Source organism: Okeania sp. KiyG1 (genome assembly GCF_014132355.1).
Lineage (GTDB): Bacteria > Cyanobacteriota > Cyanobacteriia > Cyanobacteriales > Microcoleaceae > Okeania.
In genome coordinates this window covers 65,536-79,177 of sequence record NZ_BLZO01000121.1, presented here as the reverse complement: position 1 = coordinate 79,177, position 13,642 = coordinate 65,536, and the positions used below count along the sequence as shown (strand labels likewise).

Below are 13,642 nucleotides of genomic sequence, written 5' to 3'. Positions count from 1 at the left end.
CGCTCACCTTTTTGTTCACTTATCCGTTCATTTACTGATTAAAATTGTTCACTTTGTGTTCAGTTTCACTGCACAACTAAGTAAAATTTTCTATTTAAAGTACTATGGACAACATTATCTGGCAAAGTTGGACCAAGACTTGAACTACTCTGGGGTACTTTGAAAAAATATTGTCTATAAATAAAAGCCAATTTCATCAAAGCTTATGAAAATTGCTGTAAATATTAAAAAAAATCAAAATTATGGCCCTCAGTTCATTATTGTAGAGTGTGCTATGACGACATGTTTTCGTTGATAGAGCAGATAAAAATAATGGAGTGCTGCTCGTTTTGCCGATACTAACGCTCCATTATTAAAAACTAACTTTTATTCCTAAATTCACTAATATCAAGTGCCGCCTCCAGAGGAGGTACGCTTGCGGATAATTAATTCTAATGCTGTAGATAGGTCAAGTGAGGCGCAACCCAACAGATACATATTTTTCTTTGCTTACCTTTGTGGGACTTTGCTACCTTTCCCAACCCCACCTAACTCTAAATTTCACTGGTAGCTTTGTTTCCCGATCTGTGTTGTTTCTTTTTGCTAAGTAGCCGTGTAAAAATAACTTGAACAATTTAAGCTATTGTTCTCGGCTTAATCATATAATTCCATTCACCATGAAAAAAGTCTGGCTCAATTCTAATGGCATTAAATTCTTCGCGACTTACTTTAATTCCTGTTTCGTAAAAATTTTCGTCTAGGTGAGCAACTACATTCAATCCTTGTGTGGTAGTAGTATTGTTAATAAGATTAATCACGACTTGCAAGCTACTTAGGGGTCTGCCACGCCAGTTTTGGGTGATCTGGCAAAACAAGCGATGTTCAATTTTGTTCCATTTACTGGTACCGGGAGGGAAATGACACACATGAATAGTTCGATTAATCTCGTCAGCAAATTCTTGTAGTTCTAACTTCCATAGTCGGGAGCGATAACTATTACTACCACCACAGTCAGCTGTAATCATTATCTTTTGACTATCTGGATAAAGTTCTTCACCCATTGAGTACCACCAATGGCGAATCGACTCCACTGCAAAGCAGGCTGTGTCGTGGTCAATGCCAACATTCACCCATCCAGTATTCAAAGTTAAGTCATAAATTCCATAGGGAATTGCTTTACCCAATTTCGGGTCAGCAAAGTCGTGCATTCGTACTTCTATTGGTTGTCCATGAACACACCATTCATGACCAGAGTTCTTAAAATCCCCAATTAATTCTTTTTTCTTGGTATCAACAGAAATGACTGGTTGATTTTCAGATTGGAAATATCTAACTTGTTGAGCAATATGTAAAAACTGAGCATCTCGATCTGGGTGAGATGAGCGATCGCGAGTCTTACGATTTGATTGTAGGCTGTAACCAAGAGACTCCAGTAAATTATAAACACTTTTAGGGCTGATTCTGTGTCCCCCTTGATTCAATCCTGCTGCTAATTTAGCTACACTTTTTGAGGTCCATTTCAGAGGAGATTCTGGGTCTCCTAAAGTCGCGGGTTCAATCAGTAATTCCAAATCTGTTAACAGAGTTGGGTCTTTTTCCTCTAGTAGTTTACGGCCACCACCAAATTCACGAATTCGATCGCTGTAGTCCGATCTTGTTGTTCCATCTGATTTACAGAGATTATCTATACCAGCATGAATTGTTGTCCGCGAAAGTCCAGTTGCTTTGGCCACCAAGGTGAGACCTCCCCAACCCAGGCTTTGAGCTTCAATAGCTGCCCATATACGTCGTGTTTTTTCGTTTAAGTAAGGCCACAACAATTCATACTTGTCTTGAATAGTTTTGACTACAGAGTTATCAGACATATTACCCAACAATAAACGTGATACTTTTATTATTTAGCTTTGGAGGTAATTTGTTCAAGTTATTTTTACACGGCTCCTAAGTACCATCATTCCACCTAAACCTAGAAGCGATAAAATGGCAGTTGGCTCAGGAGTAGGCTTAAGTGATACTTGATCGGTGAATACAATGGGATGGTCTTCCAGATTAGATCCAGCAGCAAACTGAGCAGATAGCCAATTAAAACCAGGGACATCTACAGTGGGAACTTCAACCTCAAACCATAACTTAAATACCTCATTGTCCCCAAGATTAGGGATATCAAATGGATTGACCATTGCCCGTAAACCAGACCATTCTCCACCCATAGGTGCATCCCCTGTCAGGTCTGCGCTTACTTCTGAGTTCAGATCAAAATCAAATATGGGATTGCCATCCTCATCTAACAACTCCATAACTTCATGAGTAACAATGTTAGTTTTAGCAACCATTGCATCTTTCACAGAAATAGAAGGTAACGTCATATCTGGTTCTGGGAAAAACGCTAAACCACAGTCACATATTTGGGTATCACCAATACTGAACAACCCTTCTTCTTTTCCTGGTAGTTCAAGTCCAATCCAGAAACTCGTTATTCCATTTTCATCACCATGATTTTCAATCCAAATCTTGGGTGGTTCCTCTATAGGAGGAACCATTGTGCAAGCTAGTACAGGTTCAGCTAGGAAAACAGTAGCAGCAGTCATCATTGCCAATGTTTTTCCTATTCTGGCAAAGTTAGTTAGTTTGTTACTTGGCTTTTCAGTGTTTTTCATGGGCTTTTTTGAGTCTCGCTCAAAAGAAAGTTCTAAAGTAGACTACCTATTTCTGGTGGGAGGTAGAATTCAAAATCTATATTATTCACAATACAGAATTTATGCTCTAGCGATCGCTCACCTTTTTGTTCACCTATCCGTTCATTTACTGATTCAAATTGTTCACTTTCTGTTCACTTTCCTATCCAAATTGTTCACTTTTTGTTCAATTTAACTGCACAACTGAGCAAAATTTTCAATTTCAAGTACTATGGACAACATTATCTGGCAAAGTTGGACCAAGACTTAGACTATTCTGGGGTGCTTGGAAAAAATATTGTCTTTGAAGAAGGAGTCAGGAGTCAGGTAGGGGAGCCGTCGGATTGGCGACGTACAGGAGAATGGGGTCGATGGGGATTCTCACCCCACCAACCGCATTTGCACCGCGGGTGACGCTAGGGTATTAAACCCATAAGGAATAAAGATAAATAAAAGCCGATTTTATAAAGGCTCCTGAAAAGTTCGATTTAAATATTAAGATCAATTTCAAAATCAAAATTATGGCCTTCAGTTCATTATTGTAGGGTTTGCCATGAAGACCAAAAATATAGGGGTTGCACATTATGGAATGATACTACAAAAAATTGGTTTAGATTTTGACTAAAAAAACCTAATATTAATCATTCTAGCAATTCTCAAATCTAAAATCCTGTTCATCAAAAATCTCAAATCATTTGTCACTGTGCAACGCCAAAATATAAGCTGTGAAAAGTATTGAAAAATCCGTCGCCGGGCACCATTGAATATGTGTCGGTCCACTGCTATTAGCTCAGGAACTACTAATTTGGTGTATTACATTTCATTAACGCACCTGACAAGATCGGTGATCGCACTATTAGTTAAAAGACTACTAATTTGGTGTGTTACATTTCATTAACGCACCCTATCGGCGATCGCACTACACACACAAATTATTTTCAATTCTATCCTTGTTTAAGCTTTTTCAAGCGAGACATTAACCCTAATCCTCCTAATGCTAATAAGGCAACTAAGGATGTTGGTTCAGGAGCCTGAGCTAACTTTGATTCTAAAATCCACTCAGTACCTACAGGTATATCTATACCATCCACGCCAGCAACCTGAAATTCAGAGTCTACAATTTTATCCAGTGCTGACCAACCAGCTACACTGTTAAAAGTTCCAAAGCCAATATCGAAAGAATTTCCATCCTCTACACGACCTCCATTTTGGTCGGCAGTAAATCTATCAATATATATTGGACCCAATGGGTTATTAGGTATTTGTCCAGGATTAAGTGCAATTTTATGGACACCTTCTATCTTAATACAATCAAATGTTGTTGGGGTGAGGTCAGATGGAAGATTATCACACGATTGAAATACTCCATCATTTGGGCTATTTTCCTCAGTTATAGTAAGGCTCCAATTTTCTCCTTCTTCAGTTTTTGTGACTCCGTTGAGAAATTCGCCATCAAAAAATGTTACAAATGTAGCGTTTCGGGGTTTATCTATCGGATTAACAATTTTTAAAATGGCAGCTTTTGTGGATTGCTGTTGAGCTAATAGCATCATAGAAAAAGTAGCAAATGCTGTGGAGAACTTTACTAATTGAGCTTTTTCATTGAAAATTTCCTGATTTTAAATTAGTGTTAATTGATGGTTAAATATCGGTTCTAAATTAGATTAATAGTTTTCTATGAATTTGTCTATAATTTTCACATTCTTCATATATAACCTTCACATTCTTCATATATAACCTTCACATTCTTCATATATCGGTAGGGCTTATCTATATTTTTACGAAAAGAAAGACAGTGGTATAAAGCCTCCCCTTTTAATACCAATTCCCATGCATTATTGCTATACTCGGGCAATACTTCAGTTGTCAACTAATCAGCACAAGCAAAATTACTTTGCATGCTAATTTTAGCTTGCGTTAATGTTAATTATTCTTATGTTTGCTTCCCCTCCACCGGAGGGGTTAGGGGTAGGTTCACTCCCCCACTCCCCTACTCCCCTGCTCTAAAAAATGTAGAAAAGTTTTTGATAAATGGTATAAGGGGATAAAAAAAGAGAACATTCCAGATTTCAAGCCTCCTTATTGCAGAGGTACTGATAACTGAAGGGCGCAGTTCCTCAGGACGAGGCTAACTGATAACTGAAATGACTCTCTCAGAACAATCCCACGGTGGTTCACTTTTCTGTTCACCTATACGTTAATTTACTTATTTTACTGATTCAAATTGTTAATTTTTTGTACAATTCCACTACATAACTAAGTAAAATTGTTTATATAAAGTAGTATAGATAACATAATAATCTTACAAATGGGGTGTTTTGAAAAAATCTTATCTATAAAAATCAAAGTCGATTTCATAAAAGCTCCTGAAAAGTCTGATTTAAGTATTAGTACCAATTTATTTAAAAATAAACATTATGGCCCTCAGAGCATCTACACAGGGACTAAAAATAGTGGAGCAGGCTAGAAAACAGAAAAACTGGACAAAAGCTGCTCCCCAATGGCTAAAGGCTGCTTATACCTCCGAAGCAACCTTGAGAAGGTTTTGGCGCAGAGAACCTATTAAACAAAAAACTTTTCAAGATATCTGTAAAGCTGTCAATGTTAATTGGCAAGAAATAGTAGAGCAAAGCAAATCTACAGTACCAGACTCCAATTTTGTTGGCCGGGAAGAGGCCATTAATGGTCTGAACCAACTCATCGCCCAAGGGTCTAAATTAATTCTCATTCAAGGGGAGGGAGGCATAGGTAAAACTACTTTGGCCCGCTACTTTTTTGATACTCAAGGGTTTGATTTGACTATTAAATTGCATATTGCCATGGAGAGAGAAAATATCATCTCGGTGGAGTTGGTAATAGAGGAATGGTTGCAATGCTATTTTGCGGAAGAGCCGGGAAGAGAATTTGGCATTACTTTAGACCGTTTACGACGTCAGCTCCGAAATAGTACACAAAAGATTGGCATACTTATCGATCGCCTCGAACCAGCGTTGCAAAGAGGTCGTTTTGTGCCTCAACATCGCTGCTACGCAGAATTATTGAGGATGCTAGCTAGCCCAAATTTAAACTCTGTCACCCTGCTTACCAGTCGCGAAAAGTTATCTGAACCTGCTTTTCTGGTGGAAATTTATCGTTTGACTGGGTTGAGTGAGGTAGCTTGGCAAGAGTTTTTTTGCAGTCACCAGGTTGAGATAGATACTGCTGCTTTAAAGGAAATGCACTATGCTTATGGTGGTAATGCGGAAACAATGTGTATTCTTGCTAATGCCATCCGCGTTGACTTTGAGAGAAATTTAAAGGCTTATTGGCAAGAAAACCGCCACGACTTGCTTGTCGATCCGACCTTGGAAAATTTGATTGAAGGACAATTTGATAAACTTCAGAGCGATCGCCCCCAAGCTGCTCGACTCCTGTTTCGTTTAGGGTGTTACCGTTATCAAGAAATTCCTACTTTACCCAAGGCAGCACTTTTATGTTTATTGTGGGATGTGCCAATATTCCGTCGAGAAAGGGTCATCAAAGCTTTACGCGATCGCGCTTTAATTGATTGGTGTGAGGATGGTTATTACCTCCATCCGGTAATGCACGCTAAGGCTAGGGAAAGGTTGAAGGGGGAATTTAGGAATAATATTGTGGGTAAGTTGGAGGCAGTAGAAACAGGTAAGGAAGAGTGTCAGGAATGGTTATTAGCTAACCGTGCGGCTGCGCAATTTTATCTTGAGGTCCATGAAGTTGAGTCGGAAATAACTCAGAAATATGCTTTTGAGGCTATTGAGCATTTAGCAACTATTGGAGATTTTGAGGAATGTTGTAAGGTCTTATTATATAAGATTTTAGCAGCAGATAAAATTGAAAATCTTAGGGGTACAGCTAACCTCTGGAATAATATGTCGCGGTTTATTGCTAGTAGCGAAAAAATCATTGATCGCTTATCTGGAATACAAAGAGCGCTTCTTCTTATTCCTCTAGGAACAATTTATTCAGAAGTGGGTAAAAATAGTCAAGCACTGAATATTAGCGAACAAATTATTGCTATTACTAGGGAAAAAGATGAGTCAGACGAACAAGTTGGTTTTGCTCGGATGTCTGCTTATTCAATAGCAGGTAAAGCTTATCGTTATCTAGGGAATTTACACAAGGCTGAAGTTGCTTGTCAACAGGCTAATAAAATTGCTTCAAAATCTGGTAAAAACTATTGGCAAGCCATAGCTTTTTATGGTTTAGGAGCAGTTTATCTGGAAAAAGATAGACCAAGGAAAGCTTTGCGTCATTTTTTTGCTGCAGCAATTTATGCCAAACTCGGTGGAATTACTCAAGAGTTGAAAAGGGAGATGAAAAAGCTATTTGGATTACTATTTAATCCGACAAATGACCAAATAGCTGAAGTTCAAAAATTCTTTCAAAAATATAATCATAATGAGCGAGAAGACCGGATTAAAAAGTTTAATATTCTCTGGAATATTGCTAGATGTTTCAATGCAATGAAATCTTTTGAAGTGGCTAAGAAAGTTTTAGATTTAGCTCAAAAATTGCTGGAGACAGAAGATAATAATCAACAATGTTTATTAGCTTTAGAATTGGCAATTTATTACTCTGCCAAAAAGCAAATACAAGTAGCACAAGAATGTTATGAAAAAGCGTTAGATTTATCTGTCAATCAAGGTGAAAAATGGTCAAGAGCTCATCCACTAAAATGTTATGCTAATTGGCTTTTTACTCAAGGTAAATATTCGGAAGCTCTAGCAAAATATAGGCATTTAGAAGAGTTACTGCAAGAAACTGAGTTTTACTCTATGCAAGCCTATAATTACTATTATCTAGGTCTGACTATTTTACAAATTCATCCTGAGCAACAACAACAAGCTCACAAGCATCTGAAAAAAGCTAAAAATATTGCTAAAGAAGTGGAATTAATATTGTCTGAAAGAGAATAGGGAAGTGGGGGAGTGGGGGAGTGCGGGAAGTGTGGGGAGACAGAGAAAGTGGGAGGAATAATTGTAGCTGTATCTTTACTGTGCTTGTCTGCTCAAAGTCCTAACTTTTTGGTGACTCAAGCTGAAAAATTTGCACTTTTTTTGCTCCAAAAAGGCACTTATCTTTATTAATCAGTTCTTTAAGATTTAATCAGCAAACCCTAAGTATTCAACCAGAGCTAATCAAATCTTACTTTTAACTTTTAACTTTTGAATGCATGACTTCTAACTTTGAAAGTGGGAGGAATAATTGTAGCTGTATCTTTACTGTGCTTGTCTGCTCAAAGTCCTAACTTTTGGTGACTCAAGCTGAAAAATTTGCACTTTTTTTTTGCTCCAAAAAGGCACTTATCTTTATTAATCAGTTCTTTGAGATTTAATCAGCAAACCCTAAGTATTCAACCAGAGCTAATCAAATCTTACTTTTAACTTTTAACTTTTGAATGCATGACTTCTAACTTTGAAAGTGGGAGGAATAATTGTAGCTGTATCTTTACTGTGCTTGTCTGCTCAAAGTCCTAACTTTTTGGTGACTCAAGCTGAAAAATTTGCACTTTTTTTTGCTCCAAAAAGGCACTTATCTTTATTAATCAGTTCTGTGAGATTTAATCAGCAAACCCTAAGTATTCAACCAGAGCTAATCAAATCTTACTTTTAACTTTTAACTTTGAAAGTGGGAGGAATAATTGTAGGTGTATCTTTACTGTACTTGTCTACTCAAAGTCTTAACTTTGTAGTGACTCAAGCTGAAAAATTTGCACTTTTTTTGCTCCAAAAAGGCACTTATCTTTATTAATCAGTTCTGTGAGATTTAATCAGCAAACCCTAAGTATTCAACCAGAGCTAATCAAATCTTACTTTTGACTTTTAACTTTGAAAGTGGGAGGAATAATTGTAGGTGTATCTTTACTGTACTTGTCTGCTCAAAGTCTTAACTTTGTGGTGACTCAAGCTGAAAAATTTGCACTTTTTTTGCTCCAAAAGGCACTTATCTTTATTAATCAGTTCTGTGAGATTTAATCAGCAAACCCTAAGTATTCAACTAGAGCTAATAAAATCTTACTTTTGACTTTTAACTTTTAACTTTGAAAGTGGGAGGAATAATTGTAGCTGTATCTTTACTGTGCTTGTCTGCTCAAAGTCTTAACTTTGTGGTGACTCAAGCTGAAAAATTTGCACTTTTTTTGCTCCAAAAAGGCACTTATCTTTATTAATCAGTTCTGTGAGATTTAATCAGCAAACCCTAAGTATTCAACCAGAGCTAATCAAATCTTACTTTTGACTTTTAACTTTGAAAGTGGGAGGAATAATTGTAGGTGTATCTTTACTGTACTTGTCTGCTCAAAGTCTTAACTTTGTGGTGACTCAAGCTGAAAAATTTGCACTTTTTTTGCTCCAAAAAGGCACTTATCTTTATTAATCAGTTCTGTGAGATTTAATCAGCAAACCCTCAGTATTCAACTAGAGCTAATCAAATCTAACTTTTAAATGCATGACTTTTCAATGGATGAGTTTTGACTTTTGACTTTGAAAGTGGGAGGAATAATTGTAGGTGTATCTTGACTGTGCTTGTCTGCTCAAAGTCTTAACTTTGTGGTGACTCAAGCTGAAAAATTTGCACTTTTTTTTGCTCCAAAAAGGCACTTATCTTTATTAATCAGTTCTGTGAGATTTAATCAGCAAACCCTCAGTATTCAACCAGAGATAATCAAATCTTACTTTTGACTTTTAACTTTGAAAGTGGGAGGAATAATTGTAGCTGTATCTTGACTGTGCTTGTCTCCTCAAAGTCTTAACTTTGTGGTGACTCAAGCTGAAAAATTTGCACTTTTTTTTGCTCCAAAAAAGCACTTATCTTTATTAATCAGTTCTGTGAGATTTAATCAGCAAACCCTAAGTATTCAACTAGAGCTAATCAAATCTTACTTTTAAATGCATGACTTTTGAATGGATGAGTTTTGACTTTTGACTTTGAAAGTGGGAGGAATAATTGTAGGTGTATCTTTACTGTGCTTGTCTGCTCAAAGTCCTAACTTTTTGGTGACTCAAGCTGAAAAATTTGCACTTTTTTTTGCTCCAAAAAGGCACTTATCTTTATTAATCAGTTCTGTGAGATTTAATCAGCAAACCCTAAGTATTCAACCAGAGCTAATCAAATCTTACTTTTAACTTTTAACTTTGAAAGTGGGAGGAATAATTGTAGGTGTATCTTTACTGTACTTGTCTACTCAAAGTCTTAACTTTGTAGTGACTCAAGCTGAAAAATTTGCACTTTTTTTGCTCCAAAAAAGCACTTATCTTTATTAATCAGTTCTGTGAGATTTAATCAGCAAACCCTAAGTATTCAACTAGAGCTAATCAAATCTTACTTTTAAATGCATGACTTTTGAATGGATGAGTTTTGACTTTTGACTTTGAAAGTGGGAGGAATAATTGTAGGTGTATCTTTACTGTGCTTGTCTGCTCAAAGTCCTAACTTTTTGGTGACTCAAGCTGAAAAATTTGCACTTTTTTTTGCTCCAAAAAGGCACTTATCTTTATTAATCAGTTCTGTGAGATTTAATCAGCAAACCCTAAGTATTCAACCAGAGCTAATCAAATCTTACTTTTAACTTTTAACTTTGAAAGTGGGAGGAATAATTGTAGGTGTATCTTTACTGTACTTGTCTACTCAAAGTCTTAACTTTGTAGTGACTCAAGCTGAAAAATTTGCACTTTTTTTGCTCCAAAAAGCACTTATCTTTATTAATCAGTTCTGTGAGATTTAATCAGCAAACCCTAAGTATTCAACTAGAGCTAATCAAATCTTACTTTTGACTTTTAACTTTGAAAGTGGGAGGAATAATTGTAGGTGTATCTTTACTGTGCTTGTCTGCTCAAAGTCCTAACTTTTTGGTGACTCAAGCTGAAAAATTTGCACTTTTTTTGCTCCAAAAAGGCACTTATCTTTATTAATCAGTTCTGTGAGATTTAATCAGCAAACCCTAAGTATTCAACCAGAGCTAATCAAATCTTACTTTTAACTTTTAACTTTGAAAGTGGGAGGAATAATTGTAGGTGTATCTTTACTGTACTTGTCTACTCAAAGTCTTAACTTTGTAGTGACTCAAGCTGAAAAATTGGCACTTTTTTCTGCTCCAAAAAAGCACTTATCTTTATTAATCAGTTCTTTGAGATTTAATCAGCAAACCCTAAGTATTCAACTAGAGCTAATCAAATCTTACTTTTGACTTTTAACTTTGAAAGTGGGAGGAATAATTGTAGGTGTATCTTTACTGTGCTTGTCTGCTCAAAGTCCTAACTTTTTGGTGACTCAAGCTGAAAAATTTGCACTTTTTTTTGCTCCAAAAAGGCACTTATCTTTATTAATCAGTTCTGTGAGATTTAATCAGCAAACCCTAAGTATTCAACCAGAGCTAATCAAATCTTACTTTTAACTTTTAACTTTGAAAGTGGGAGGAATAATTGTAGGTGTATCTTTACTGTACTTGTCTACTCAAAGTCTTAACTTTGTAGTGACTCAAGCTGAAAAATTGGCACTTTTTTCTGCTCCAAAAAAGCACTTATCTTTATTAATCAGTTCTTTGAGATTTAATCAGCAAACCCTAAGTATTCAACTAGAGCTAATCAAATCTTACTTTTGACTTTTATAGCAGTCGCCAAGGCGCTTGGGACATAAAAGACAAATATAGCGTTGGGGCAGTAAATGCGGCAGCTATATCTCCTCATTGAGATGGTCTAATAATTTGAGCTTTTCTCTGTCCTAAACGCTTTGACAATTGCTATAACTTTGAAAGTGGGAGGAATAATTGTAGGTGTATCTTTACTGTACTTGTCTACTCAAAGTCTTAACTTTGTAGTGACTCAAGCTGAAAAATTTGCACTTTTTTTGCTCCAAAAAAGCACTTATCTTTATTAATCAGTTCTTTGAGATTTAATCAGCAAACCCTAAGTATTCAACCAGAGCTAATCAAATCTTACTTTTAACTTTTAACTTTTGAATGCATGACTTCTAACTTTGAAACTGGGAGGAATAATTGTAGCTGTATCTTTACTGTGCTTGTCTGCTCAAAGTCCTAACTTTTTGGTAACTCAAGCTGAAAAATTTGCACTTTTTTTTGCTCCAAAAAGGCACTTACCTTTATTGATCATTTCTGTGAGATTTAATCAGCAAACCCTAAGTATTCAACCAGAGCTAATCAAATTTAACTTTTAACTTTTGACTTTTGAATGGATGACTTTTGACTTTTAACTTTGAAAGTGGGAGGAATAATTGTAGCTGTATCTTTACTGTGCTTGTCTGCTCAAAGTCCTAACTTTTTGGTCACTCAAGCTGAAAAATTTGCACTTTTTTTTTGCTCCAAAAAAGCACTTACTTTTATTGATCAGTTCTGTGAGATTTAATCAGCAAACCCTAAGTATTCAACCAGAGCTGATAAAATCTTACTTTTGACTTTTGACTTTTGAATTATAACTTCAGTGAAACGGTATAACTTCTTCCTTCTTCCTTCTTCCTTCTTCCTTCTTCCTTCTTATCCCAATTTCCAAAGTTTAACAGTTCGATCAAAACTACCACTAGCTAAAATTTCTCCATCAGGACTAAATGCAACAGAATTAACCCATCGAGAATGCCCTTTTATAGTGCGTAAAAGTTTCCCTGTTTCTAGATGCCAAATTTTGATAGTATGGTCGCTACTTGCACTAACTAAAGTTTGACTATCTGGGCTAATAACTACAGAATTAACATCATTAGTATGACCGCTTAAAGTGCGTAAAAGTTTTCCTGTTTCTAGGTGCCAAATTTTAATATTTTTATCGCTACTACCACTGGCTATTTTCTCTCCATCAGGACTAACATTCACAGATAAAATTCTGCCATGATGACCGACTAATATGTAAATTTCAGCTCCAGTTTCCAGATTCCAAATTTTAATATTATTGTGACTACCTGTGACTAATATTTCCCCATTCGGACTAATATCAACTGCATAAATACTGTCAGAATGACCTCGAAAAGTATGCAGCATTTTACCTGTAGGAATATGCCAAATTTTGATAGAATCATCGCTACTGCCACTCACTAATTTTTCTCCATCAGGACTAATAGCAATGGAAGTAACTCGCATAAAATGACTTTGCAAAGTTAGTTCTGTTTCTGTTGCTAAATGCCAAATTTTTATCGTCCCATCATAACTACCACTAGCTAATATATTTCCATCTTGACTGAGAGCGATCGCTACTACGTCATTAGTATGACCTTCAATTATGCCTAATTCTTCTCTTGTTTCTAAATTCCAAACTTGAATAGTACCATTACCATTACCACAGGCTAAAATTTGACCGTCTTGACTAATAACTACAGAATAAACTCTTTCTGAATCTGTATTAAAAGTTTCTTCCAAGGAAACTCCATTGGGCAGACTTAATTTTAAATATTTGGGATGAATCTGAAAATAACCAACAAAATGACTGCCTCCTATGGCGAGGATAAAAATTATTCCACCTACTAGAAATTTACCTTTATTTTCAGAGAAAAAATTCTCTAGATTGTCAGATGGAATTTCGTTTGACTGTTCTGGAGGCAGTAAATCAGTATTAAATTGTTTGGGCAAATAACTAATAATTTGAGTTACACCCAATCCTAGAAATAAAATTATACTACCTAATAATAATTTGCTTTTTAGTGGATGATATTTTTTTGGCATTAAAGATGGAGATAAATCATTTTTTATCTTGCTCAACTTCTGCATAGTGGTTTCTTCTTTGACATCTCCAGGGGTTGAAACACCCTGGATTCTGTGGCAAATACACCGCAAATGGGACGGGGCGAAAAATGTGCGGAATTTACTTCCGCACGCAGCCCCTCATAAATCCGCATTTGCTTAAAGTCTGAAGGACAGACTTCTAGACTCCTCGGCGTCAATCAAACATTTAGCTGTGAGCTTACTTTCAGAGTGGTTTTACTCAAGATATTGGAGCAATCTTCTCGCTGCTTTAGCTGCATTACTTACTTTT

General features: G+C 36.1%; 5 protein-coding genes. 1 reads left to right on the top strand and 4 read right to left on the bottom strand.

All coding sequences use genetic code 11. The features are described from left to right. Positions 1 to 614: 614 nt before the first annotated feature. The 3 genes from SAGCYANO_RS29260 to SAGCYANO_RS29250 form a co-directional block, all read right to left on the bottom strand. Positions 615 to 1,844 carry an ISAzo13 family transposase gene (locus tag SAGCYANO_RS29260; protein ID WP_202218595.1) on the bottom strand — a complete coding sequence of 410 codons (1,230 nt, stop codon included), beginning with the start codon at positions 1,842 to 1,844 and terminating at the stop codon, positions 615 to 617. Between the two features lie 54 nt (positions 1,845 to 1,898). Further along, positions 1,899 to 2,636: a hypothetical protein gene (locus SAGCYANO_RS29255; RefSeq protein WP_202223282.1), complete on the bottom strand. Its 738-nt coding sequence runs from the start codon at positions 2,634 to 2,636 to the stop codon at positions 1,899 to 1,901. A gap of 962 nt (positions 2,637 to 3,598) precedes the next feature. Next, positions 3,599 to 4,207 (bottom strand): PEP-CTERM sorting domain-containing protein, encoded by a 609-nt coding sequence (locus SAGCYANO_RS29250; RefSeq protein ID WP_202223281.1) that lies wholly within the window; start codon positions 4,205 to 4,207, stop codon positions 3,599 to 3,601. Between the two features lie 864 nt (positions 4,208 to 5,071). Between SAGCYANO_RS29250 and SAGCYANO_RS29245 the strand changes: the two genes are divergently transcribed. Beyond that, positions 5,072 to 7,588, top strand: coding sequence for a hypothetical protein (locus tag SAGCYANO_RS29245; protein WP_202223280.1), 2,517 nt, complete (start codon positions 5,072 to 5,074; stop codon positions 7,586 to 7,588). Positions 7,589 to 12,159: 4,571 nt separating this feature from the next. On the opposite strand, the gene SAGCYANO_RS29240 is transcribed toward SAGCYANO_RS29245, so the two are convergent. After that, complete coding sequence (locus tag SAGCYANO_RS29240; protein ID WP_237396827.1) at positions 12,160 to 13,368, bottom strand: WD40 repeat domain-containing protein; 1,209 nt, start codon at positions 13,366 to 13,368, stop codon at positions 12,160 to 12,162. Positions 13,369 to 13,642 lie beyond the last annotated feature (274 nt).

What these genes read in the sequence shown, in the direction of transcription:
- SAGCYANO_RS29260 (WP_202218595.1), bottom strand. Translation starts at nt 1,844, where the DNA reads ATGTCTGATAACTCTGTAGTCAAAACTATTCAAGACAAGTATGAATTG.
- SAGCYANO_RS29255 (WP_202223282.1), bottom strand. Translation starts at nt 2,636, where the DNA reads ATGAAAAACACTGAAAAGCCAAGTAACAAACTAACTAACTTTGCCAGA.
- SAGCYANO_RS29250 (WP_202223281.1), bottom strand. Translation starts at nt 4,207, where the DNA reads ATGATGCTATTAGCTCAACAGCAATCCACAAAAGCTGCCATTTTAAAA.
- SAGCYANO_RS29245 (WP_202223280.1), top strand. Translation starts at nt 5,072, where the DNA reads ATGGCCCTCAGAGCATCTACACAGGGACTAAAAATAGTGGAGCAGGCT.